A 24,785-nucleotide genomic window follows, 5' to 3' on the forward strand; every position below is an offset into this window, starting at 1 on the left:
GACGGCCAACGCACCTATCGCGCCAGCTGCATTCCTGTAAGCGACACCCGCTTATTCCAAAAACGACAGTCATCAGACTTTTTTGATATTAATTCATTGAAAATCAAGCTGTTAGGCTTGCCGGTTCGCAGCTGCCCCGGAAGGCAGTTGGCACATGTCTAATGGGAGTTCCAATGAATCTGCCGCTGATTCTCAATCTGCTGGTGTTCCTCGCCCTGCTCGTCGCACTGGCGCAAACCCGCCACACCACATTTAGTCTGGCGAAAAAAGTCCTGCTCGCCCTGGTGTTGGGCGTGGTGTTCGGTGTCGCCTTGCACACCGTTTACGGTGCCGGAAACCCGGTGCTGAAAGCCTCGATCGGCTGGTTCGATCTGGTGGGCAACGGTTACGTGCAGCTACTGCAAATGATCGTGATCCCGCTGGTGTTCGCCTCGATCCTCAGCGCCGTGGCCCGTCTGCACAACGCTTCATCGCTGGGCAAAATCAGTTTCCTGACCATCGGCACGCTGCTGTTCACCACCGCCATCGCGGCGCTGATCGGTATCGGTTTGACCAACCTGTTCGGCCTGACCGCTGAAGGCCTGGTCGCCGGCACACAGGAAATGGCCCGCCTGCAAACCATTCAGACCGACTACGCAGGCAAGGTTGCGGACCTGAATGTGCCGCAACTGCTGCTGTCGTTCATCCCGCAAAATCCGTTCGCTGACCTGGCGCGCGCCAAGCCGACATCGATCATCAGCGTGGTGATATTCGCCGCGTTCCTCGGGGTCGCCGCGCTGCAACTGCTGAAGGATGACGTCGAAAAAGGTCAGAAAGTGATCAACGCCATCGACACCCTGCAAGCCTGGGTGATGCGTCTGGTGCGTCTGGTGATGAAGCTGACTCCGTACGGCGTACTGGCGCTGATGACCAAAGTGGTCGCCGGTTCCAACCTGCAAGACATCATTAAGCTCGGCAGTTTTGTCGTGGTGTCCTACATCGGCCTGGGCCTGATGTTTGTAGTCCATGGCGTGCTGGTGTCGGTGGCCGGGATCAACCCGCTGCGGTTCTTCCGCAAAATCTGGCCGGTGCTGACGTTTGCTTTCACCAGCCGCTCCAGTGCGGCGACGATTCCGCTGAGCATCGAAGCGCAGACCAGCCGTCTGGGCATTCCGCAATCCATCGCCAGCTTCGCCGCTTCGTTCGGCGCGACCATTGGCCAGAACGGCTGTGCGGGTTTGTATCCGGCGATGTTGGCAGTGATGGTTGCGCCGACCGTGGGCATCAACCCGCTCGACCCGCTGTGGATCGCAACGCTGGTGGCGATTGTGACCTTGAGTTCGGCCGGTGTGGCCGGCGTGGGCGGTGGTGCGACGTTTGCGGCGCTGATCGTGCTGCCGGCGATGGGTTTGCCGGTGTCACTGGTGGCGTTGCTGATTTCGGTTGAGCCGCTGATTGATATGGGGCGTACGGCGTTGAACGTGAGTGGTTCGATCACGGCCGGGGCGATTACCAGCCAGATCATGCAGCAGACCGATAAAGATTTGCTGGATGCGGATGAGCATGCGGAGTTGGCTCACGCTTAAGTTCTTTAGCGCCTGATCTGGCCTCATCGCCAGCAGGCTGGCTCCCACAGGGATTTTGGGTGTTCACACAATCTGTGTTTCACCTCAAACCCACTGTGGGAGCCAGCCTGCTGGCGATGCTTTTAGATTTTTTCCCAAACCTCGAAGTTGTACGCCGGTTTGTCGCCTTCAGCCGGATTCGGCACATTCGACACCAGCTTCCACTGCTTCAAATCAAACTCCGGAAACCACGCATCCCCTTCCGGGCTCAGCGCCACGCGCGTCAAATACAACCGATCAGCCTGCGCCAACCCCTGCGCATACAACTGCGCCCCGCCAATCAGCATCAACTCATCGACGCCCTGCTCTTTCGCCCATTCCTCTGCGCGAACCACGGCAGCCTCCAGCGACGGATAAACCTCCGCGCCTTCCAGCACCAGATCCGCCTGACGGCTGACCACGATGTTCAACCGGCCCGGCAGCGGGCGACCGAGGGAATCCCAGGTCTTTCGACCCATGATGATCGGCTTGCCCAGGGTGGTGGCCTTGAAGTATTTGAAGTCCCCCGGCAAGTGCCAGGGCATGCTGTTGTCGACGCCGATCACACGGTTTTCACCGAGGGCTGCGATCAGGCTGAAGGGGAGTGATTTAGTCATGCCGGCGAGGATACCAGAGGCTCGGCTTCTCGCAACGTAGCCCCCCGACAAGCGCCACAGCGGTTATGCTCACAACTCAATTGAGCGACGGGATGCCGCGTGACTGAACTGAATACCCTCTGGCTGACGGAAACCATTCGCCTGCGCGAAGAACACGCCGGCCCTCTGGATGATCTGGAAGCCAACCGAGTGGCTCGCACGGCGGGCGGCGATCTGCCGACACGGATTTCGCGCCGCGCCTTATGGCTGGCCCAACGCGATGGACTGACCGAAGCCCTCAGGCATTGGCTGCAAGGCGCACGACTGGCGCTGTTGGTGTTGGCCGTGCTGGCCGTGGTCAGCGGCGCCGGCCTGGCGTTTGCCGCGCTGGGCGACGGACAAACGCCGGTCAATGTGTTCTGGGCCTTGGGCAGCTTGCTCGGGCTGAACCTGATTCTGCTGCTGAGCTGGGCGCTGGGCCTGGTGTTTGCCGGTGAGCACGGCGCGACGCTGGGACGCTTGTGGTTGTGGCTCAGTGAAAAACTCGCCCGCGACGCCAAAGCCGCGCAACTGGCGCCCGCCCTGCTGTTGCTGCTGCAACGACAGAAACTCAATCGCTGGGCGCTCGGTGTGCTGGTCAATGGTTTGTGGTTGCTGGCGATGCTCAGTGCGTTGGTGATTCTGCTGATGCTGATGGCGACCCGGCGCTACGGCTTCGTCTGGGAAACCACCATCCTTGGCGGCGACACGTTCGTGGTCATGACTCAGGCTCTGGGCGCCCTGCCGGCTCTGTTGGGTTTCAGCGTGCCCACCGTGGAAATGATCCGCGCCAGCGGCGATGCCGCACTGAACATTGAAAGCGCTCGTCAGGCCTGGGCCGCGTGGCTGGTGGGCGTGTTGCTGGTCTACGGGGTTTTGCCGAGGTTGTTGTTGGCGCTGTTGTGCCTGTGGCGCTGGAAAAGGGGTCGCGCAAGATTACGTCTGGACCTGAACCTGCCCGGCTACGCGCAACTGCGCGAACGCCTGATGCCGACCAGCGAACGCCTGGGCATCAGCGATGCGGCACCTGCGCAGCTTCATCACGTGGAAAGCGGCGTCAGCGAACTGCAAAGCGACGGCGCGCTGCTGGTGGCCATCGAGCTGGACGATCAACGGCCATGGCCACCACCGCTGCCGAAAACCGTGAACGACGCAGGCATCCTCGACAGTCGCGAATCGCGCCACAAACTCTTGGAACAACTCAGCCGTTTCCCCCCGGCCCGCCTGGCCATCGCCTGCGATCCACGGCGTTCGCCGGACCGCGGCAGCCTCGCGCTGATCGCCGAACTGGCCCGCAACGCCAGCGCCACCCGCGTCTGGTTGCTGCAAGCACCGCCCGGCGAAGCGCTGGATGCCGAGCGCCTCGGCGACTGGCACGTGGCGCTGCAACAGTTGGAACTGCCCTTCGCCGATTGCGCACCGCTGAACTGGCTGGAGACCGGTCATGACTAATCCGTGGAAAGCGCCGCTGAAGCTCGCCGTGGTCGGTCACACCAACGTCGGCAAAACCTCGTTGCTGCGCACGTTGACCCGTGATGTCGGTTTCGGCGAAGTCTCCCATCGCCCCAGCACCACGCGGCACGTCGAAGGTGCGCGGTTGTCGGTGGACGGCGAGCCCTTGCTCGACCTGTTCGACACGCCGGGCCTGGAAGACGCCATCGCCCTGCTCGACTACCTCGAACGCCTGGAACGCCCCGGCGAACGCCTCGACGGTCCGGCGCGACTGGCGCGCTTTCTTGAAGGCAGCGAGGCGCGGCAGCGGTTCGAACAGGAAGCCAAGGTGCTGCGGCAATTGCTCACCTGCGACGCCGGCCTCTATGTGATCGACGCCCGCGAACCGGTGCTTTCCAAGTACCGCGACGAACTGGAAGTGCTGGCCAGTTGCGGCAAACCGCTGCTGCCGGTGCTGAATTTCGTCAGCAGCGCCAACCACCGCGAACCGGATTGGCGTGAAGCGTTGGCGCGTCTGGGCTTGCATGCCTTGGTGCGTTTCGACAGCGTGGCGCCGCCGGAAGATGGCGAGCGGCGGCTGTATGAAAGCCTCGCGCTGCTGCTGGAAAATTCTCGCGAGCAACTGGAACGTTTGATCGCCGATCAGCAGGCCCAGCGTCTGGCCCGGCAACAAAGCGCGGCGCGGTTGATTGCCGAATTGTTGATCGACTGTGCGGCGTGTCGGCGCAGCGTGGTCAGCGACGCCGAGCAGGAACAACAGGCGATCAGCGAACTGCGCAAAGCCGTTCGCCAACGGGAACAACGTTGTGTCGAGGCACTGCTCACGCTCTACGCCTTCCGCCCGCAAGACGCGGCGGCCAGTGATCTGCCGTTGCTCGACGGCCGCTGGGGCGATGACCTGTTCAACCCGGAAACCCTCAAGCAACTGGGCGTGCGCGTCGGCGGCGGCATCGCCGCGGGTGCGGCCGCCGGGGCCGGGGTGGATCTGCTGGTCGGCGGCTTGACCCTCGGCGCGGCAGCACTGGCCGGCGCGATTGCCGGCGGTGCCCTGCAAACCGCGCGCAGCTACGGCAGCCGGTTGCTGGGCAAGATCAAAGGTCAGCGTGAATTGACGGTCGATGACAGCGTGTTGCGGTTGTTGGCATTGCGGCAGCGGCAGTTGCTGCAAGCGCTGAATGCGCGTGGGCATGCGGCGATGGACAGCATCCAGGTCGCCACGCCACAGGACAAGAGCTGGCGCGAAGGCAAACTGCCCGAAGCCCTGAACAAGGCTCGGGCGCATCCGCAGTGGTCGTCGCTGAATCCCCATGCGAAGTTGAATCAGGCGGAACGGCAGGAGCAGATCGAGGTGTTGGCGCAGCAGCTTTGATACGGTTGATCAGCGCCAGTTGAACCTCAGAAACGTGGATCTCAATGTCCAGGCAAGCTGTTTGTCCACTTTATCCAAATCGCCATCACCATCCATATCGAGACCGAACACCATGTCAACCATGTAGCCCTCAAGGGAGTCTAAAACAGTGGCGGTGGAAACGAGGCTTCGGCCTGAAGGTCTGCGGGAACTATCATGAAAGTGCAGTTCCACGGGGTCTAGACTACCGTCGTAAGCAAAATCCTCTACATATATCTTGACATAGCGATCCCAAGTATCTCCATTATTGAACCAGCTAAGCTGCAGGAACGCTTCTGCAAACAAGTTGATTAGCTCCTCATCCTTAATGTTTTCCTTACCGTCGTTGTTCACGTCGCCATACTGAAAATCAACTTTGCCATCGGCAGTGTTATCCAGTGCATAGGCTTCGTGAACGAGCCGATCTTCGGCACCGTCAATCTCTTCGAAAAAATGCAGGATCAGGTTGTCAGCCCTGCCGTAAGCACTTCGGTCCTGGGCTGTAACTTTCAAATAACGCATGTGGCTAGCTCAAATCAATTTAGGGTCGATCAAGCTATCCCATCCTCGTAAAACGCTCTGCGCGAACAATCTCTTCATCCTGTAGGAGGTCTCACCAGTAGTTGTGGTTCAAGCCGCCCTGGGCAGAAGGCCCAAAGCCTTGCGCTTCAGAACGTCGAGATCCAGAAGAGGCACGTTCATCTCCTTCGCCAACTCATCCCACTGGCGCATGCGCAAACTCACCGCGCACAACGGGTCCTGCTCGAAGGCTTCAGCCTCGGCCGGGGTCATCACCCCGCCCTGATACTCCAGGGTCCGACGGCTGGCCTCGCTCAATCGTTCGTAATACCCGGGCTCCTTGAGTGTCAGGTAGCGCTTGGCCTGAACGTGGTATTCCACCAACCGCGCCATGCGTTCACTGAAACCTGCGCGACGCAGGTAATCGGCGCCCAGCCGCTCGTGGCTGACCACGCCGAAGCCGCCCATGTTCGGCGCGCTGTCAGCACAGATGTGCCCGATGTCGTGGAAGAATGCCGCCAGCACCACTTCATCATCGAAGCCTTCCGCCATGGCCAGTTGTGCGGCCTGGGACATGTGCTCGATCTGCGACACCGGCTCGCCGATGTAATCGCTGTCGCCGAAGCGCTCATACAGCCCAAACACCTCGTCGATCACTTGCGCCTTGCGGTCCATCAACGCTCTCCCAATAACGTCGCGACATTACGTTCGGCCATTGCCGGCCCGACACTCATGCCGACGCCGGTGTGCATCAGTGCCACGCTCACGCCCGGCATCGGCCGCAGGAACGAAAACGGCCCTGGCCCTCGGGAACCATAGACCCCCTGCCAGCGCTCGACCACTTGCACTTTGCAGCCCAGCGTCTGCTCGGCCAGTTCGATCATCCAGTCATCCACCTGCTCGGCATTGAACGGTGACGGATCACTGCCGTAGTGGTGGGAATCGCCGATGATCAGCTCGCCGTGAGGTGTCGGACTGATCAGCAGGTGAATGCCGTTTTCGTGCAGGTGCGGTTCTTCGCGCAGGATTTGCGCCTGCACCGCCGCCGCTTCCGGCAGATCGGCGAAGGCGCCGTAATGCACGCAACTCAAACCGGTGAGCAGCGCGTGTTGCAGGTTGAGGTTGATCTGCGGGCGGGCGCGGAGCATTTGCAGGCGGCAGATTTGCGGGTTGAGCGCGGCAATCGGCTCGGCCAACAAGGTCTGATAATCGTGACCGGAGCAGACGATGATGTGCTTGGCGCTGAAGGTGCCGGCGGTGCTGTGCAGGCGACCCGGTTCGATGTCGCGCACGAGGGTGGAGAAGTGAAACTCGACGTTCATTTCGCGGCGCAGGTAATCGATCAACGCCGGGATCGCTTCGCGGGAATACAGTTGTTGATCGTCCATCCCGTGCAGCGCAGCGCGGTGATGGCGGAACTGGCCGCCGTACAGATCGCGCAATGCAGCACCGCGCAGCAGGTCGACGCGGTAACCGTGCTCTTTGGCGCGACCGGCGCAGAAGGCTTCCAGCAAGTGTTCTTCCGCTTCGGTGCGGGCGAACAGGTACGAGCCGTTGCGCTTGAGTTGCAGGCCGGCCAGTTGCGCCCATTGGCCCCAGATCTCGCGGCTGGCTTTGGCCAGTTCGAGCATCGGGCCTGGTGGTTGGCCGGTGACGAGGGCCTGGCCAAAGTTGCGCACCGAGGCGCCCAAGGGCGTTTCGCTGCGTTCGAAAACGGTGACTTTCAGGCCGCGCCTGGCGGCGGCGTAGGCGTGGGACAAGCCGAGGATGCCGGCGCCTACGATCAGCAGGTCGTTGTGTTGTGTCATCAAGAGATGTCCTGAATTTGAAGCCGCCTTCGCGGGCAAGCCTCGCTCCTACAGGGGGGACGCGATCACCTGTAGGAGCGAGGCTTGCCCGCGAAGGGGCCCGTCAGCTGATGAAAATCTTACTTGGCAGCCACTTTCTCGGACTTGCCGTCATAGCGCTTGCGCCACTCGGTCAGGATTTCGTCGCGATTCTTCGACGCCCAGGCGAAGTCGTTCTTGATCAGGCGCTGCTCGTAATCAGCCGGCAATTCAGTCTGCGGCTTGGCGATACCCGGCTGAGCGAGGACGGCGAAGTTCTCTTTGTACAGCTCCATCGCTGCAGGGCTGGCCGAGAAGTCAGCCAGTTTCTTCGCCGCGTCTTCATGCGGTGTGCCCTTGATCACCGCCGTCGCTTCGATCTCCCAACCCAGGCCTTCTTTCGGCAGGATGATGTCCAGCGGTGCGCCCTGGCGCTTCAACTGAACGGCCGGGTATTCAAAGGAAATACCAATCGGGAATTCACCCGCCGCTGCCAGTTTGCAAGGCTTGGAACCGGAGTGAACGTACTGGCCGATGTTCTGGTGCAGGTCGTCCATGTACTGCCAGCCCTGCTTCTCGCCGAAGGTTTGCAGCCAGGCGCTGACGTCGAGGAAACCGGTGCCGGACGAGGCAGGGTTCGGCATCACGATCTTGCCTTTGTACTCAGGCTTGGTCAGGTCCTGCCAGCTCACGGGCTTGGTCAAACCCTGCTTCTCGGCTTCGACGGTGTTGAAGCAAATGGTCGCGGCCCAGACGTCCATGCCAACCCAGGCTGGCGGGTTGGCGGCATCGCGGTAGTTGCCGCCGATTTTGCCGAGGTCCTTCGGCGCGTAGCTTTGCAGCATGCCTTGCTGATCGAGAATCGCCAGGCTCGACGCGGCCAGGCCCCAGACGGCGTCAGCCTGCGGGCGGGCTTTTTCGGCCAGCAGTTTCGCGGTGATGATGCCGGTGGAATCGCGCACCCACTTGATCTCGACGTCCGGGTTGGCTTTTTCGAAGGCGTCTTTGTAGGTCTTCAGTTGTTCGGCTTCGAGGGCGGTGTACACCGTCAACTCGGTTTTCGCCGCGAAGGCGTTCAGGCTGAAAGCGGTGAGGACAGCAGCGGCCAGGGCCAGGGGCTTGAACATGATCTTTTCCTGTTTTGAGTTGAGGTTGCGGGAGTGGAAATCAGTGACCAGGCGCGATCTGCCGCCAGGCTTGGGAGCGACGCAGCAAACCGCGCGAGGCCCAGGCCAGCAGCAGGGACACGCCCGCCGAGGTGAACAGAATCAGGGTCGACATCGCCGCCGCACCGCCGACGTTGCCGGCGTCGTCCATGTTCAGTACCGCCACCGCTGCGAGGATGGTGTCGGGGCTGTAGAGGAAGATCGCCGCCGAAACGGTGGTCATGGCCGAGACGAACAGGTAGCGCACGATATCCAGCAGCGCCGGCAGGCAGATCGGCACGGTGACCCGCAGGTAATGCCGGTACAGCGGCGCCTTGAGCGACAGCGCGGCGGCTTCGAACTCGGCGTCGAGTTGGCGCAGCGCCGTGGTCGCGGTCATTTGCGCGGTGGTCAGATAGTGAGCAATGGTGCAGACCACCAGCAGGGTCATGGTCCCGTAGAGCACATGCAGCGGGTTGTCGCTGAGGTTGAAGAAGAAGACATAACCCAGGCCCAGCACCAGACCCGGCACCGCCATCGGTACGAAACTGAGCATGCGCAATGTCAGATTCAGTCCGCGCTGGCCCTTGGTTTTTTCCATCAGGTAGGCGCCGGTGAAGATCAGCACGCTGCCGATCAACGCCGTGCACAGGGCCATCTTCACGCTGTTGCCGTAGGCCAGCCAACCGCCGCCCGCCGTGTCGTTGAACTGGTAATGATTGAGCGACAGCGACAGGTTGTACGGCCAGAACTTCACCAGCGACGAGAACACCGCCATGCCGAACACCAGCAGCAACACCGCGCAGATCAGCAGCACGATGGCCAGGTAGCAGCCGTCGCGCAGTTTCGACGGTGCCGGTTGAAAGACCTGCGCCCGACCGCTCATGGAATCACCGTGACGCCGGCGCAGCCACGCATCGACCCCGAAGCTGAACAGCGCCGGCAGCAGCAGGACCATGCCGATCAACGCACCGCGACCGAATTGTTGCTGACCAACCACGGCTTTGTAGGCTTCCAGCGCCAACACCTGATAGTCGCCGCCGACCACCACGGGCACGCCGAAGTCAGTGATGGTCAGGGTGAAAACAAGACAGAACGCAGCGAACACCGCCTGACGCGTCGCCGGCCAGGTGATGCTGCGGAAGGCTTTCGCCGGACTGGCGCCCATGCTGGAGGCGGCATCGAACAGTCGCGCATCCGCCAGGGACAGCGCTGACAGCAGAATCATCAAGGCGTGTGGGAAGGTGTAGATGACCTCACCGAGAACAATGCCCCAGAAGCCGTAGATATTGTCCGAGAGCAAACCGCGCAACATGCCTTGGTTACCAAACAGATAAACCAGCGCAATGCCCGGCAACATCGACGGCGCCATCAATGGCAACAGCGACATTCCACGCCAGATAGCTTTGCCCGGAATCAGGGTGCGTTGCAGCGCGTAGGCAAACAGGTAGGCCAGCGGTACGACAATCGCCGCGACGCTGAGGGACACTTTCAGGCTATTGCCGAGCAACCAGTGGAAATTCGCACTGGTGACCAGTTCACGCGCAGCCACCAGACCACCGCCCTGCCCGGCCTCCGAACTGAAGCCACGCCAGAAGATCGCCAACAATGGCATCAACACCGCGACGCCGAGCAACACCAGCAAAAGGACTTTGCCGCCGACCACGAACACCCGGTCGCCGATCTCGGCACGGGAGGTCTGCCGAACCTGCTTGTGCGGTATCGGCAGCGCGATGTTCGCGCTCATCAGGCAAACACCTGCAGGCTGCGCGGCGGCAAGGCGACCATGATCTGCTGTGCGCCGAGGCGCGGCATGGCTTCTGGTGCCAGTTCTGCCAGCAGTGCGTGACCCGGCAGTTGATCGAGTTCGAAGCTCATGCGGCAGCGGTTGCCGAGAAAGGTGATTTCACGAACCTTGGCCGGGAACAGGTTTTCTTCATGCACCAGCGGGTTGACGTTGATCGCCTCGGGCCGGCAGAACAAACGACCCGACGCGGTTTTCGCGCTGCCATCCGCCAGGCGCATGTTCATCCCTCCGACCTGCGCATGACTGTCGCTGCTGCGCTGGAAGGGCAGCCAGTTGCCCTGGCCGACAAACTCCGCCACGAACGGCGTGGCCGGGCGGTCGTAGATTTCCTGCGGCGTGGCGTATTGCTCGACCTTGCCGTTGTTCATCACGGCGATGCGGTCGGCCATCAGCATGGCCTCGTCCTGATTGTGGGTGACCATCAGCGTGGTGATGCCGAGGCTGCGCTGCAGTTGGCGCAGCTCGGTGCACAGGTGCTCGCGGACCCGGGCATCGAGGGCGGACATCGGCTCGTCCAGCAACAACAACGAAGGCGCCGGCGCCAGGGCGCGGGCCAGTGCGACACGTTGCTGCTGACCGCCGGACAATTGGCCGGGGTACTTTTTCTCACTGCCGGTCAGGCCGACCAGTTCCAGCATCTGACCGACGCGCTTGCGCACTTCATCGCGACCGCTGCCGGCGAGGCCGTAGGCAATGTTCGCTTCGACGGTGAGATTGGGGAACAGCGCGTAGGACTGAAACAGAATGCCGTAGTCCCGCGCCTGAGGTGCCAGGTGCGAGACGTCGCGATCACCGAGGTACAACTCGCCGCTGTCCTGTTTCTCCAGACCGGCGATGCAACGCAGCAAGGTGGTCTTGCCACAGCCCGACGGCCCCAGCAGACACACCAGTTCACCGGCCGCCACGTCGAGGGAAACGTTATCCAGCGCAGTGAAAGCGCCGAAGCGTTTCTGCACGCCGCGCACCTTCATCGGAGCGCCGGGGTTGGTCAGGGCAGTTGCGATCGAGTGGTTCATGGACGGGCCTCATCAAGCAGATGAAGGCCATCCTAGGGATGTAATGCGTCCGTCATGTGGCAGTGAGGCCAAAACGGCTGATAGTGGTATTCAAGGATTTGGGTTGGGGTTAATGGTGACTGGTCTGGCGCCTTCGCGGGCAAGTCGGATCGCCGCACCGCTCGCTCCTACAGAGAAATGCGTTCCCCTGTAGGAGCGAGGCTTGCCCGCGAAGAGGCCCTCAGAGTCACCGCAAAACTCAGGCCGGGGCCATTTCCTGCGCCAACCCCAGAAACGCCGCCGGCAACCGCGCGCCTTTGCGTTCCTTGAGGCAGTACAAATACTCGGGAATCTGCGGCGCATTCTCGATGGTCAGCACGCGCAATTGCGGATCGTGCGGCACTTCCTGCCGGGCAATGATGCTGATCCCGATGTTGCGCAGCACCGCCTCGCGGATCGATTCACGGCTGCCGATCTCCAGCAACGGCCCGAAACTCACCCCGGCGCTGGCCAGCAATTCTTCGGTCAGGCGCCGAGTGGTCGAGCCTGACTCGCGCATCAACAAGGTATGACCGGCCAACGCGCTGAGCGGCACATGATCGTGCACCGCCAGCGGATGATTGCGATGCACCGCCAACACCAGCGGATCGCTGCCGAGCACCCGCCGAATCAGTCGCGCATCGTCGAGCAGTTGCGAGGACGCGGCGACATCCACCCGGTAATCCTCCAACGCTTCCAGCACCTGCTGCGAGTTGCCGATCTCCACCGACACTTCCACCTGCGGCAAGCGCTCGCGAAAGGTCTTCACCAGATCGAGGATGTAATACGGCGCCGTGGCGGCGATGCGCAAAGTGCCCTGGACCTGGCCGCTGTTACGCAGGAAAAATTCGATGTCGGCTTCCTGCTGCAACAGCGTCTTGACCATCGGCAGCAGCCGCGCGCCTTCATCGCTGACGCTGAGGCGGCGACCGCCACGGTAGAACAGTTCAACCGAGTACTGGCTTTCCAGATTGCGGATCTGCGTCGTCACGGTGGGCTGGCTCAGGCCGAGCTTTTTCGCCGCCAGGGTAATACTGCCCAGACGGGCCACCATGTAAAACGCCTTCAGCTCGGCACTCAGCACACCCGCTCCTCATCACTTACTTGCGCAACAGGCGCAAACCGTTGAACACCACCAACAGGCTCACGCCCATGTCGGCGAACACCGCCATCCACATGGTGGCGATCCCGGCGAAGGTTACCCCAAGAAAGATAGCCTTGATGACCAAAGCGAGGGCGATGTTCTGTTTGAGGATGCTCGACGTCTGCCGCGACAGGCGGATGAACGTGGGGATTTTGCGCAGATCGTCGTCCATCAGGGCGACATCGGCGGTTTCGATGGCGGTATCGGTGCCGGCGGCGGCCATCGCAAAACCGATCTCGGCCCGGGCCAGTGCCGGGGCATCGTTGATGCCATCACCGACCATGCCGACGCTATGGCCCTGTGCATAAAGAGCTTCGATGGCTTGCAGTTTATCGGTCGGCAGCAGATCGCCCTTGGCTTCGTCGATGCCGACCTGTGCGGCAATCGCCTGCGCGGTGTGGACGTTGTCGCCAGTGAGCATCAGAGTTTTGATGCCCAAATCGTGCAGTTGCTGGATCGCTTCGCGACTGGACTCCTTGACCGTATCGGCCACGGCGAACAGCGCCAACGGGCCGGATTTGTCGAGCAGCAGCACCACCGACTTGCCCTGTTTTTCCAGCGCAAACAGCTTTTCTTCCAGGGCGGGCGAGCACAGGTTCAGCTCTTCGACCAAACGGTGGTTGCCCAAGTGGTAGACCTGACCGTTGATTTCACCGCGCACCCCACGACCGGCCAGGGCTTCGAAGTTATCCACAACAAGCGGCGCAAAGGTTTTATCCACAGCGGCGTTGGCGATGGCCAGCGACACCGGGTGGTCCGAGCGCCCGGCCAATGCCGCCGCAATTCCCGGCGCCGAGGCGTCAGCGGTTGGGTCAAGCGACAGGTAATCGGTCTGCACCGGTTTGCCGTGGGTGATCGTGCCGGTCTTGTCCAGCGCCAGGTAATCGAGCTTGTAACCGCCCTCCAGATAAACGCCGCCCTTGACCAGAATCCCTTTGCGCGCCGCCGCCGCGAGGCCGCTGACGATGGTCACTGGCGTCGAGATCACCAGCGCACACGGGCACGCGACCACCAGCAACACCAACGCCCGGTAGATCCAGTCGAACCAGACCGCGCCCATGAACAGCGGCGGAATTACCGCGACGGCCAGAGCCAGGGCGAATACGGCCGGTGTGTAGATTTTTGAAAACTGGTCAACGAAACGCTGAGTCGGTGCCCGTGCGCCTTGCGCCTGTTCGACGGCGTGGATGATCCGCGCCAGGGTCGAATTGTTGGCGGCGGCGGTGACGGAATACTCCAGAGAACCCGCCTGATTGATGGTCCCGGCGAAAACCTTGTCGCCAAGCGTCTTCTCGACCGGCAGGCTTTCACCCGTGATCGGTGCCTGATCGATGGTTGAACTGCCCGCCACCACTTCACCGTCCAGGCCGATCCGCTCGCCGGGCCGCACGCGCACCCGCGCGCCCAGCTCGATGGTTTTGACGTCCTGCAAAACCCAGCTGCCGTCGGCCTGCAACACCGTGGCCTGCTCTGGCGTCATCTGCATCAAACCGCTGATGGCGTTGCGCGCACGGTCCAGGGACTTGGCCTCGATCAACTCGGCCACGGTGAACAGGAACATCACCATCGCCGCTTCCGGCCACTGCCCGATCAGGATCGCGCCGGTCACCGCGATGCTCATCAGTGCGTTGATGTTGAGGTTGAGGTTTTTCAGGGCGATCCAGCCCTTCTTGTAAGTGCTGAGGCCGCCGCTGAGGATCGAGACCAGCGCGATAACCGCCACGACCCAGTTGGGCGCTGCGTCGGCGAAGTGGATCACTTCGGCGGCGAGCGCGGTCACGCCGGACAACGCCAGTGGCCACCACGGCTTTTTCTCAGGTGCCGGGGCGGGTGCTTCGACGCCCTGCTCCAACGGCTCGGCAACCATGCCCAGCGACTTGATCGCGTCGATGATCGGCGCGGTGCTCGGCAAGTCATGAGTGACGCCCAACACGCGGTTGATCAGGTTGAACTCCAGCTGCTGCACACCGGCGAGCTTGCCCAGTTTGTTCTGGATCAGCGTCTGCTCGGTCGGACAGTCCATCGCGTCGATGCGGAAACTGCTCAGCCGCGCGTTGACGGTGGACGTTTCGCTGAGCTTGATCAGCGACGGCGCCGCCGCTTTGGAAGAACAGCAGGAATCCCCGTGACCGCCATGGTCATGTTTCTGTACAGGCTGCAGTTTGTGGCTGTGACCAGCCTCGTGTGTGTGATCGTGTCGGGAATCGCTCATCAGGTCGCGTCCATAAGGTGCCTGTTGCCAAGTAAAGACCCTGTAGCCACTATAGGGTCAAGCACCCTTTTGGAGATTGCCGTCATGAAGATCGGAGAACTGGCCAGGCTCACGGACTGCGCCGTGGAAACCATTCGCTACTACGAGCGCGAAAACCTGCTGCCGGAACCGGCCCGCAGCGACGGCAACTACCGCGTCTACACCCAGGCCCACGCCGAGCGCCTGACCTTCATCCGCAACTGCCGCACCCTCGACATGACGCTCGAGGAAATCCGCAGCCTGCTGGCCTTGCGCGACAGTCCGCAGGATCAGTGTGAAAGCGTGAATGCGCTGATCGACGAGCACATTCATCACGTGAAAGCGCGGATCGACGGGTTGCTGGCGTTACAGGCACAACTGCTCGACCTGCGCCAACGCTGTGGCGAAGGGCCGGATATCGATCAATGCGGGATTTTGCAGCGGTTGGAAGTGAGCGGCGGGGTTGTGGCAACGGAGGTTGAGCATTCGCATGTGGGCCGCAGTCATGGGCATTGAGGGCCTCTTCGCGGGCAAGCCTCGCTCCTACAGATTTACACTGACCTGTAGGAGCGAGGCTTGCCCGCGAAGCGGTGCCCGTCTCAGACAGCCATCGGCGCGGTCATCGGCGCATGGTGCTGATAACCCTCAAGCGAAAAATCACCCGGTTCGATCAACTCCAGCCACTCCGGCTGATAAACGCCCGTCTTGGCAAACTCCGGCACACGATCACAGATCACCAGCTTCGGCATCGGGAACGGCTCGCGCTTGAGCTGTTCATTCAGCATGTCCAGATGGTTTTCGTAGACGTGCGCGTCACCGATGAAATAGGTGAACCAGCGCGGCGTATAACCGGTCAGGCGACCGATCAGGCTCAGCAGCGCGGCACCTTCGGTGAGGTTGAACGGTGTGCCCAGGCCCAGGTCGTTGGAGCGGATGTAGAGGGTCAGGGAAATTTCCTTGGTCTCGACATTCGGGTGGAACTGGTACAGCAGGTGGCACGGCGGCAGGGCCATTTCATCGAGCTGCGCGACGTTCCAGCCGTGGAACAGGATGCGGCGGCTGCCCGGGTCCTTGATGATGGTGTCGACGCACTGGCGGATCTGGTCGATCGCCTTGTACAGCACCACGTAGGCCTGACCGTCTTCTTCGCCTTCAGCGATCTGGCGGTAGCCTTGCTTCAGGGTCTGCTCGATGGCGGCCTGATTGCTGACCGGGATCTGTTTGTACGCCGGCCATTTGCGCCATTGCACGCCGTAGATCTCGCCGAGGTCGTCTTCGCCCTGGCGGAACGGGTTGGCCAGCCATTGCGCGTTTTCGTTGGCGTTCTGGTCCCAGACTTTGCAGCCCAGCGCACGGAATTCGGCGGCGTTGTTCACCCCACGCAGAAAACCGCACATCTCGCCGATGGCCGATTTGAAGGCCATCTTGCGCGTGGTGATCGCCGGGAAACCTTCCTGCAGGTCGTAACGCAGCATCGCGCCCGGAAAGCTGATGGTGTTCACGCCAGTGCGGTTGGCCTGTTTGGTGCCGTTCTTGATGACGTGGGCGACCAGTTCGAGATATTGCTTCATGAGTTACCTGTGTCCTTGAACCCGGGACCAAAGCCCCGGGGTTCGAATTTATACGGCTGCCGCTGGAGTCGCCGGGGCGCGGTGATACGCCAGCCAGATCAGGAACAGCCCGCCGACGATCATCGGCACGCAGAGCACCTGGCCCATGGTCAGCCAGTTCCAGGCCAGATAGCCCAGTTGCGCGTCCGGTACGCGGACGAATTCGACGATGAAACGGAAGATGCCATAGAACAGCGCGAACATCCCGGACACCGCCATGGTCGGCCGTGGCTTGCGCGAGAACAGCCACAGGATCAGGAACAGCGCGACGCCTTCCAGCGCGAACTGATACAGCTGCGACGGGTGACGCGGCAACTGCGCCGGATCGCTGAACGGCGGGAAGATCATCGCCCACGGCACGTCGGTCGCCTTGCCCCACAATTCGGCGTTGATGAAGTTGCCGATACGCCCGGCGCCCAGGCCGATCGGCACCATCGGCGCGACGAAATCCATCAGCTGGAAGAACGACTTGTTGTTCTTTTTACCGAACCACAACGCCGCCAGCATCACGCCGATGAAGCCGCCGTGGAACGACATGCCACCCTTCCACACTTCGAAAATCAGCGTCGGGTTGGCCAGGTAAGCGTGCAGATCGTAGAACAGCACATAGCCCAGGCGACCGCCGACGATAACGCCCATCGACATCCAGAAGACCATGTCGGAGAGTTTCTCCTTGGTCCAGGTCGGGTCGAAACGGTTGAGCCGGCGCGACGCCAGCAGCCACGCACCGCCGATGCCGATCAGGTACATCAAGCCGTACCAGTGGATTTTCAGCGGACCGATGGCCAGGGCCACCGGGTCGATCTGCGGGTAAGGCAGCATTGCGACTCCTCGTTAGAGTTGAAAGCTTCAAAATTCCCGGGCGACGCTGCCACCTCAGGATTAAGCCAGGATTGTGCGGTGCGTCAGATCAGAAAATTCAAACCCACGCAGAACAGCAAAGCGGCGAACAGTCTTTTCAGCAACTTCGGCGACAGGCTGTGGGCCAGTCGCGCACCGAGGCGGGCGAAGACCATGCTGGTCAGGGCGATCCCCAGCAGCGCCGGCAAATAAATAAAACCGAGACTATGGGCCGGCAGCAACGGATCGTGCCAGCCCAGAATCATGAAACTTAATGCACTGGCCAGCGCGATGGGCAGACCGCACGCCGAGGACGTGGCCACTGCTTGCTGCATCGGCACGCTGCGCCAGGTCAGGAACGGCACCGTCAGCGAACCGCCGCCAATCCCGAAAATCGCCGACGCCCAGCCAATCACACTGCCGGCCACGGTCAGACCGACTTTACCCGGCACCGTTCGGCTGGCCTTGGGTTTGACGTCCAGCATCAACTGCACGGCGATGACCAGGGCAAATACGCCGATGATTTTCTGCAGGTTTGGCCCGGAGATCGCTTCGGCTGTCAGCGCGCCGAACCCGGCGCCGAGCAGGATGCCGACGGTCATCCAGGCAAAAATTGGCCAACGCACGGCACCGCGGCGATGATGCTCGCGCACGGCGTTGACCGAGGTAAAGATGATCGTAGCCAGGGATGTGCCGACCGCCAGATGCGTCAGGATCGAGGCGTCGAAACCCTGCAAGGTGAAACTGAACACCAACACCGGCACGATGATAATTCCGCCGCCGACGCCAAACAGGCCGGCCAGCACGCCTGCACAGGCGCCGAGCGCCAGATAGAGCAGAAATTCCATGTACGACCCCCAAAGAAGAGCGGCATGGTAACGGATGCATGGCCTTCGGCTCCACTGGATGGCGATGGATACCCGCACAATGACTGCGTAGAGTGGGCAAAAACACACAAGGACCACCTTATGTGCCTGATTGTCTTTGCCTGGCGCCCGGGCCACGCCCAACCGCTGATCGTCGCCGCCAACCGCGACGAATTCTATGCCCGGCCCAGCCTGCCCCTGGCGCAATGGCCCGAAGCACCGCACGTCTACGCCGGTCGCGATCTGGAAGCCGGCGGCACCTGGCTCGGTGTCGGCGCCAAAGGGCGCTTTGCGGCGCTGACCAATATTCGCGATCCCCATCAACCGGCCGCTCGAAAATCCCGCGGCGAACTGGTTGCGCGATTTCTCAGCAGCGACATGCCGATAGATGATTATTTGGACGACGTTGTTGGACGTTCACTGGAATATGCCGGTTTTAACCTGCTGATCGGCAATGCCAATGAACTGTGGCACTTCAATGCCCGGGAGTCTGAAGCGGTGCTGCTGCCGGCCGGGGTGTATGGGTTATCGAATGCTGGCCTGGATACGCCGTGGCCGAAGTTGCTCAAGGCGCGAGCGGCGTTGGAGGCTGTTCTGGAGGATCCGCAGCCCGAGGCGTTATTGGCGTTGCTCAGTGATTCGCAGACAGCGCCTTTTGCAGAGCTGCCGGATACCGGGGTGGGTCTGGCGACCGAGTCGTTGTTGTCGAGTGTGTTTATTGCCAGCCAGAGTTATGGGACGCGGGCGAGTACGGCGTTGATTGTGCAGGCGGATGGGACGCGGCTGATGGTCGAGCGGAGTTTCGGGCCGTATGGCGGGCATCTTGGGGAAGTGGAGATCAGAATTTAGCATTGTCTGATCCGGCCTCATCGCCAGCAGGCTGGCTCCCACAGGGGATTTGCGTCAAACACAAATCCAATGTGGGAGCCAGCCTGCTGGCGATGAGGCCATCAGCGTTTTAGAGGGCTTTGACCGCAGCCGGGCTGACCATCTTCGCCAACCCGAGGTTCTTCAGCGCCAGTTGCAGCGAGCTGTGGATAACTTGCGGGTTGTCGATGGTCATCAGCTCCGCGAGCAATTCCTTGGCCTTGCTCAGGTTGATCTGACGCAGCATCCACTTCACCTTCGGCAGGTTGGTGGCGTTCATCGACAAACTGTCAAAGCCCATCGCCATCAGCAGCACCGCCGCCGCCGGGTCACCCGCCATCTCGCCGCAGATGCTCACCGGCTTGCCTTCGGCATGGGCGTCACGCACCACGGTCTGCAACGCCTGAAGCACCGCCGGGTGCAGGTAGTCGTAGAGGTCGGCCACTCGCGGGTTGTTGCGGTCCACGGCCAGCAGGTACTGGGTCAGGTCGTTGGAACCGACCGACAGGAAGTCCACTTGCCGCGCCAGTTCCTTGGTCTGATACACCGCCGCCGGAATCTCGATCATCACGCCAATCGGCGGCATCGGCACGTCGGTGCCTTCGTCGCGGACTTCGCCCCACGCCCGGTGAATCAGGTGCAAGGCTTCTTCCAGTTCATGGGTACCGGAGATCATCGGCAGCAGAATCCGCAGGTTGTTCAAGCCTTCGCTGGCCTTGAGCATGGCGCGGGTCTGCACCAGGAAGATTTCCGGGTGGTCGAGGGTGACGCGAATGCCGCGCCAGCCGAGGAACGGGTTGTCTTCCTTGATCGGGAAGTACGACAGCGACTTGTCGCCGCCGATGTCCAGGCTGCGCATGGTCACCGGTTGCGGGTGGAACGCGGCGAGCTGTTCGCGGTAGATCGCCAGTTGTTCCTTTTCGCTCGGAAAGCGCTGGTTGATCATGAACGGCACTTCGGTGCGGTAAAGACCGACACCTTCGGCGCCGCGCTTTTGCGCCCGCGCCACGTCCGCCAGCAGGCCGGTGTTGACCCACAGCGGCATGCGGTGACCATCGAGGGTCACGCACGGCAGGTCGCGCAGGGAATCGAGACCGAGCGCCAGTTGTTTCTCTTCTTCCACCACCTCGGCGAACTGCTTGCGCAGCACATCGCTGGGGTTGGTGTAGACCTCGCCGCGGTTGCCGTCGACGATCAATTCGATGCCGTCGACCTTGGCATAAGGCAGGTCGACCAGACCCATCACCGTCGGAATGCCCATCGCCCGGGCGAGGATCGCGACGTGGGAGTTACCTGAACCGAGGACCGAAACCAGACCGACCAGCGTGCCTTCCGGCACCTCGCCGAGCATCGCCGGCGTCAGCTCTTCGCTGACCAGAATGGTTTTTTCCGGGTAGACCAGGTTCTGCTGGCGCTCTTCCTGCAAGTAGGCGAGCAGACGGCGACCAAGGTCCTTGACGTCCGATGCGCGCTCACGCAGGTAGGCGTCGTCCATCAATTCGAAACGGTTGACGTGCTCAGTGACCACCTGACGCAGCGCGCCCTGGGCCCACTGACCGGTCTTGATTACGGTGGTGACTTCGCTGCCGAGCGCCTCGTCGGCGAGCATCATCAGGTAGACGTCGAACAAGGCCCGCTCTTCGGGGCGCAACTGCGAGGCCAGTTTGGCCGACAACGCACGCATGTCGGCGCGCACGCCTTCGATGGCGGTCTTGAACAACGCCAGTTCGGCGTCGATGTCGGTGATGGTCTTGTCCGGCACCACGTCCAGATCGGCCGGTGGCAGCATGACCACCGCCGTACCGACCGCCGCGCCCGGCGAACCCGGCACGCCGATGAACTTGGCTTCCTGGATGCCTTTGCCCTGACGGCCCAGGCCTCGGATCGAACCGGTGGCCTCGGCGTGGGCGATAACCCCGGCAAGTTGCGCGCTCATGGTCACGAGGAAGGCTTCTTCACCTTCATCGAACTGGCGGCGTTCTTTCTGCTGAATGACCAACACGCCGACAACGCGGCGGTGGTGGATGATCGGTGCCCCGAGGAATGAGGCGTAGCGCTCTTCACCGGTCTCGGCGAAGTAGCGGTAGCGCGGGTGATCCGCGGCGTTTTCGAGGTTCAGGGGTTCTTCACGCGTGCCGACCAGGCCGACCAGACCTTCGTTGGGTGCCATGCTGACTTTGCCGATCGAGCGCTTGTTCAAGCCCTCGGTCGCCATCAGCACGAAGCGGTTGGTCTCGGGGTCAAGCAGGTAGACCGAGCAGACCTGGCTGCCCATGGCCTCTTTGACGCGCAACACAATAATCCCCAACGCCGCCTTGAGATCCTTGGCGGAGTTAACTTCCTGGACGATCTTGCGCAGCGTATTGAGCATGGCTCGGGGTCGAACTCCGTCGTCAGTCGCGCGCTAAAAGGCGCGGGGCAAGCTCTTTGAGAGCGCGTCGATACACCTCGCGCTTGAATGTCACCACCTGGCCCAACGGATACCAATAACTGACCCAGCGCCAGCCATCGAATTCCGGTTTACCGGTCAAATCCATCCGCACCCGCTGCTCGTTGGAGATCAGGCGCAGGAGAAACCATTTCTGTTTCTGGCCGATGCACAGCGGTTGGCTGTGGGTACGGACCAGACGTTGCGGCAAACGATAGCGCAACCAGCCCCGGGTGCAGGCGAGAATTTCAACATCTTCGCGCTCCAGACCCACTTCTTCGTTCAACTCGCGGTACAAGGCGTCTTCCGGCGTCTCCTGGGGGTTGATACCACCCTGTGGAAACTGCCAGGCATCTTGATTGATACGGCGAGCCCATAGCACCTGTCCGGCATCATTCGTGAGAATGATCCCGACATTGGGGCGGAAACCATCGGGGTCGATCACGGCAACAACCTCGCAAACGCATGTCGCCGCATTGTTCCACAAAGGTTGTGAAGGCAGCAACGAGCCGGCCAACCTTATGTGCACTCTTGTGAAAAGTCCGTATTCTGGGCGCCTTTCTACAGACTTTTCAGCGAGTAACTGCAATGCGCCTGGCTTTATTCGACTTGGACAACACCCTTTTGGGCGGCGACAGTGACCACGCCTGGGGTGATTACCTGTGCGAACGCGGCTTCCTCGACGCCGTCGCCTACAAGACACGCAACGACGAGTTCTATCAGGATTACCTGGCCGGCAAGCTGGATAACGCCGCCTACCTGAACTTTTGCCTGGAAGTGCTCGGCCGCACCGAAATGGCCACGCTGGACCAGTGGCACAGCGATTACATGCGCGACTGCATCGAACCGATCGTGCTGCCCAAGGGACTTGAGCTGCTGAAGAAGCACCGCGATGCCGGCGACAAACTGGTGATCATCACGGCGACCAACCGCTTCGTCACAGGTCCGATTGCCGAGCGTTTGGGCGTTGAAACCCTGATCGCCACCGAGTGCGAGATGGTCGATGGCCGCTACACCGGGCGCAGCACCGACGTGCCGTGCTTCCGCGAAGGCAAGGTGACGCGGCTTAATCGTTGGCTGGAAGAAAGCGGGCATTCGCTGGAAGACAGTTACTTCTACAGCGACTCGATGAATGATTTTCCGTTGCTGGAACAGGTGGCGAATCCGGTGGCGGTTGATCCGGACCCGAATTTGCGTGCCGAGGCCGAGAAACGTGGCTGGCCGGTGATTTCGTTGCGTGACTGAAATCGCCTTCGCGGGCAAGCCTCGCTCCTACAGGTCATGCGTCAATTATGAAAATGACGCAAATCCCGTAGGAGCGAGGCTCGCCCGCGAAGGGGTCAACTCGGTTTCAAGCGTTAAACAGGCTTGGCACCCATCAACCCGGCAATGGCGATAAAGCAGACGAAGCTGAACAACGCCAGGGCGAAGGTAAACTTGCCGTTCCCCGCCGGCGCCTTGCGCAACTTGTTAAGCCGCACCAACAACCAGAACCACGCCAACGCCGCAACGGTGTAAAGCACACTCGACGCCAGCAACCACGCCTGCCCCAACGGCCAGCCCACCAGATGCACCATCCACCAGCCGGTGAACGGCATGCTCAGCAATGCCAGCCCCATCAACAGCCAGATGAATACCCGAGGCCTTTGCAAGGTTCGGCTGCCCGCCGTCGCGTCGCCATTACGCCGAGTTCGCCAGACCCAGATCCCCAGGCCCAGCGCACAGACCAGCAGCACAACCGTCGCCACCATGTGCGCCACTTTCAGGGCGGTTAACGTTTCCATTGTTCGACTTCCTTATGACCTGCCCATCAGCGTAGCCGCTCAGCCAAGAAACAGCTGATAGGCCGGATTGTCGCTTTCGTCCCAGTATGGGTAGCCGATTTCTTCCAGCGCCGCCGGCACCAGATGACGCTCCTCGTGAGGCACTTGCAGCCCTGCGACCACACGACCGTCCGCCGCGCCGTGGTTGCGGTAGTGGAACATCGAGATGTTCCAGCGCCCGCCGAGCTTGCTGAGGAAGTTGAACAGCGCGCCCGGTCGCTCCGGAAATTCGAAGCGCAGCACCACTTCATCCACCACCTGGGCCGCGCGGCCACCGACCATGTGCCGGATGTGCAACTTGGCCAGTTCGTTGTCGGTCAGGTCCAGCACCGGAAAACCCTGCTCGGTCAGACTGGCAAGCAGCGCACTGCGCGGATCGTTTTCCGGATGCGTCTGCACGCCAACGAAGATGTGCGCTTCGCTGCCGGTGTTGTAGCGGTAGTTGAATTCGGTGATCTGGCGCTTGCCGATGGCTTCGCAGAACGCCTTGAAACTGCCCGGTTTCTCGGGGATGGTCACGGCGATGATGGCTTCGCGGCCCTCGCCCAGCTCGGCGCGTTCGGCGACGTGGCGCAAGCGGTCGAAGTTGACGTTGGCGCCGGAATCGATGGCCACAAAGGTGTGCCCGGTGACAGCGTGCTGCTCGACGTACTTCTTGATCCCGGCCACGCCCAGGGCGCCGGCAGGTTCAGTGATCGAGCGGGTATCGTCGTAGATATCCTTGATCGCCGCGCAGATCTCGTCGGTGCTGACCGTGATCACTTCATCGACATAGTCTTTGCAGATGTCGAACGTGTACTGACCAATCTGAGCGACCGCGACGCCGTCGGCGAAGAGGCCCACGGTCGGCAGCACCACGCGCTCGCCGGCGGCCATGGCGGCTTGCAGGCAATTGGAGTCGTCCGGCTCGACGCCGATGATCTTGATTTCCGGGCGCAGGTATTTCACGTACGCAGCGATACCGGCGATCAGACCGCCGCCGCCGACCGGAACGAAGATCGCATCCAGACGCCCAGGGTGCTGGCGCAGAATCTCCATGGCCACCGTGCCCTGCCCGGCAATGGTGTGGGGATCGTCGTACGGGTGAATGTAGACGTAGCCTTTTTCGTCGACCAGTTTCAGCGAGTAAGCCAGGGCTTCCGGGAACGAATCCCCGTGCAGCACCACTTTGCCACCACGGGAACGCACGCCTTCGACTTTGATTTCCGGGGTGGTCTTGGGCATGACGATGGTGGCTTTCACGCCGAGCACTTTCGCCGCCAGGGCCAGGCCCTGCGCGTGATTACCGGCCGAAGCCGTCACGACGCCGCGCGCGCGTTCTTCATCGCTCAACTGCGTGAGCTTGTTGTAGGCCCCGCGAATCTTGAACGAGAACACCGGCTGCAAGTCTTCACGCTTGAGCAAAATACTGTTGCCCAGCCGCTCGGAGAGCTGGCGGGCAGTCTGCAATGGGGTTTCTACGGCAACGTCATAAACGCGCGAGGTGAGGATCTTTTTGACGTACTGTTCGAGCATCGGAAAGCATCACTGAGCGGGTTGGGCAGGGCCAAGGAGTCTAACCCGGCTTTCGGGCGTGCGACCACACTAAA

At 61.6% G+C, this 24,785-nt stretch carries 22 protein-coding genes; 6 read left to right on the plus strand and 16 right to left on the minus strand.

What is annotated here, in order from left to right; all coding sequences use genetic code 11:
* Nucleotides 1-173 precede the first annotated feature (173 nt).
* Nucleotides 174-1,565 (plus strand): L-cystine transporter, encoded by a 1,392-nt coding sequence (locus J4E42_RS06900; protein WP_008040781.1) that lies wholly within the window; start codon nt 174-176, stop codon nt 1,563-1,565.
* Between the two features lie 122 nt (nt 1,566-1,687).
* On the opposite strand, the gene J4E42_RS06905 is transcribed toward J4E42_RS06900, so the two are convergent.
* Nucleotides 1,688-2,200, minus strand: coding sequence for a dihydrofolate reductase (locus J4E42_RS06905; protein WP_207284885.1), 513 nt, complete (start codon nt 2,198-2,200; stop codon nt 1,688-1,690).
* Nucleotides 2,201-2,299: 99 nt separating this feature from the next.
* Between J4E42_RS06905 and J4E42_RS06910 the strand changes: the two genes are divergently transcribed.
* A complete protein-coding gene (locus tag J4E42_RS06910; protein WP_207284886.1) occupies nt 2,300-3,670 on the plus strand; it encodes a DUF2868 domain-containing protein in 1,371 nt (456 codons plus the stop codon).
* Complete coding sequence (locus J4E42_RS06915) at nt 3,663-5,039, plus strand: GTPase/DUF3482 domain-containing protein (protein ID WP_192227532.1); 1,377 nt, start codon at nt 3,663-3,665, stop codon at nt 5,037-5,039. The genes J4E42_RS06910 and J4E42_RS06915 overlap by 8 nt, the downstream gene beginning before the upstream one ends.
* Nucleotides 5,040-5,048: 9 nt before the next feature.
* On the opposite strand, the gene J4E42_RS06920 is transcribed toward J4E42_RS06915, so the two are convergent.
* The 8 genes from J4E42_RS06920 to J4E42_RS06955 all read right to left on the minus strand — a co-directional run bounded on the left by J4E42_RS06920 (nt 5,049) and on the right by J4E42_RS06955 (nt 14,744).
* Nucleotides 5,049-5,579 carry a hypothetical protein gene (locus J4E42_RS06920; protein ID WP_207284887.1) on the minus strand — a complete coding sequence of 177 codons (531 nt, stop codon included), beginning with the start codon at nt 5,577-5,579 and terminating at the stop codon, nt 5,049-5,051.
* 108 nt (nt 5,580-5,687) lie between these two features.
* Nucleotides 5,688-6,251 (minus strand): phosphonate degradation HD-domain oxygenase, encoded by a 564-nt coding sequence (locus J4E42_RS06925; RefSeq protein WP_207284888.1) that lies wholly within the window; start codon nt 6,249-6,251, stop codon nt 5,688-5,690.
* Nucleotides 6,251-7,384 carry a TIGR03364 family FAD-dependent oxidoreductase gene (locus tag J4E42_RS06930; protein WP_207284889.1) on the minus strand — a complete coding sequence of 378 codons (1,134 nt, stop codon included), beginning with the start codon at nt 7,382-7,384 and terminating at the stop codon, nt 6,251-6,253. The genes J4E42_RS06925 and J4E42_RS06930 overlap by 1 nt, the downstream gene beginning before the upstream one ends.
* A gap of 119 nt (nt 7,385-7,503) precedes the next feature.
* Entirely contained in the window at nt 7,504-8,529 is a 1,026-nt protein-coding gene (locus tag J4E42_RS06935) for a putative 2-aminoethylphosphonate ABC transporter substrate-binding protein (RefSeq protein ID WP_207284890.1), read from the minus strand.
* Nucleotides 8,530-8,569: 40 nt separating this feature from the next.
* Complete coding sequence (locus tag J4E42_RS06940; protein ID WP_207284891.1) at nt 8,570-10,294, minus strand: putative 2-aminoethylphosphonate ABC transporter permease subunit; 1,725 nt, start codon at nt 10,292-10,294, stop codon at nt 8,570-8,572.
* Nucleotides 10,294-11,370, minus strand: a complete 1,077-nt coding sequence (locus J4E42_RS06945) for a putative 2-aminoethylphosphonate ABC transporter ATP-binding protein (RefSeq protein ID WP_008026095.1) — start codon at nt 11,368-11,370, stop codon at nt 10,294-10,296. The genes J4E42_RS06940 and J4E42_RS06945 overlap by 1 nt, the downstream gene beginning before the upstream one ends.
* A gap of 238 nt (nt 11,371-11,608) precedes the next feature.
* Nucleotides 11,609-12,472: a LysR family transcriptional regulator gene (locus tag J4E42_RS06950; protein WP_008026094.1), complete on the minus strand. Its 864-nt coding sequence runs from the start codon at nt 12,470-12,472 to the stop codon at nt 11,609-11,611.
* 16 nt (nt 12,473-12,488) lie between these two features.
* Nucleotides 12,489-14,744, minus strand: a complete 2,256-nt coding sequence (locus J4E42_RS06955; protein WP_207284892.1) for a heavy metal translocating P-type ATPase — start codon at nt 14,742-14,744, stop codon at nt 12,489-12,491.
* 84 nt (nt 14,745-14,828) lie between these two features.
* Between J4E42_RS06955 and cadR the strand changes: the two genes are divergently transcribed.
* Nucleotides 14,829-15,278 carry a Cd(II)/Pb(II)-responsive transcriptional regulator gene (cadR, locus tag J4E42_RS06960; RefSeq protein WP_008040770.1) on the plus strand — a complete coding sequence of 150 codons (450 nt, stop codon included), beginning with the start codon at nt 14,829-14,831 and terminating at the stop codon, nt 15,276-15,278.
* Nucleotides 15,279-15,361: 83 nt separating this feature from the next.
* Here cadR and J4E42_RS06965 read toward each other — a convergent pair whose 3' ends face one another.
* The 3 genes from J4E42_RS06965 to J4E42_RS06975 form a co-directional block, all read right to left on the minus strand.
* Entirely contained in the window at nt 15,362-16,333 is a 972-nt protein-coding gene (locus tag J4E42_RS06965) for a thymidylate synthase (protein ID WP_207284893.1), read from the minus strand.
* 48 nt (nt 16,334-16,381) lie between these two features.
* Complete coding sequence (lgt, locus tag J4E42_RS06970; protein WP_008026090.1) at nt 16,382-17,194, minus strand: prolipoprotein diacylglyceryl transferase; 813 nt, start codon at nt 17,192-17,194, stop codon at nt 16,382-16,384.
* An 83-nt stretch (nt 17,195-17,277) separates the two neighbouring features.
* Complete coding sequence (locus tag J4E42_RS06975) at nt 17,278-18,060, minus strand: sulfite exporter TauE/SafE family protein (RefSeq protein ID WP_008026089.1); 783 nt, start codon at nt 18,058-18,060, stop codon at nt 17,278-17,280.
* Nucleotides 18,061-18,180: 120 nt separating this feature from the next.
* On the opposite strand from J4E42_RS06975, the gene J4E42_RS06980 reads away from it, so the two are divergent.
* Nucleotides 18,181-18,927 carry an NRDE family protein gene (locus J4E42_RS06980; protein ID WP_207284894.1) on the plus strand — a complete coding sequence of 249 codons (747 nt, stop codon included), beginning with the start codon at nt 18,181-18,183 and terminating at the stop codon, nt 18,925-18,927.
* 109 nt (nt 18,928-19,036) lie between these two features.
* On the opposite strand, the gene ptsP is transcribed toward J4E42_RS06980, so the two are convergent.
* Both ptsP and J4E42_RS06990 read right to left on the minus strand, forming a co-directional pair.
* On the minus strand, nt 19,037-21,316 hold the full coding sequence (ptsP, locus tag J4E42_RS06985) for a phosphoenolpyruvate--protein phosphotransferase (RefSeq protein ID WP_008040767.1): 2,280 nt from the start codon (nt 21,314-21,316) through the stop codon (nt 19,037-19,039).
* A gap of 22 nt (nt 21,317-21,338) precedes the next feature.
* Nucleotides 21,339-21,818 carry an RNA pyrophosphohydrolase gene (locus tag J4E42_RS06990; protein ID WP_007897732.1) on the minus strand — a complete coding sequence of 160 codons (480 nt, stop codon included), beginning with the start codon at nt 21,816-21,818 and terminating at the stop codon, nt 21,339-21,341.
* Nucleotides 21,819-21,961: 143 nt separating this feature from the next.
* On the opposite strand from J4E42_RS06990, the gene J4E42_RS06995 reads away from it, so the two are divergent.
* Nucleotides 21,962-22,618 (plus strand): HAD family phosphatase, encoded by a 657-nt coding sequence (locus J4E42_RS06995; RefSeq protein ID WP_008026084.1) that lies wholly within the window; start codon nt 21,962-21,964, stop codon nt 22,616-22,618.
* 113 nt (nt 22,619-22,731) lie between these two features.
* Here the strand turns inward: J4E42_RS06995 and J4E42_RS07000 are convergent, their stop codons facing one another.
* Nucleotides 22,732-23,157, minus strand: coding sequence for a DUF2269 domain-containing protein (locus J4E42_RS07000; protein WP_207284895.1), 426 nt, complete (start codon nt 23,155-23,157; stop codon nt 22,732-22,734).
* Nucleotides 23,158-23,196: 39 nt separating this feature from the next.
* A complete protein-coding gene (gene ilvA / locus J4E42_RS07005) occupies nt 23,197-24,711 on the minus strand; it encodes a threonine ammonia-lyase, biosynthetic (RefSeq protein ID WP_008026079.1) in 1,515 nt (504 codons plus the stop codon).
* Nucleotides 24,712-24,785: the final 74 nt, after the last annotated feature.

It is taken from the genome of Pseudomonas sp. FW300-N2A2, assembly GCF_017351735.1.
Classification (GTDB): Bacteria; Pseudomonadota; Gammaproteobacteria; order Pseudomonadales; family Pseudomonadaceae; genus Aquipseudomonas; species Aquipseudomonas migulae.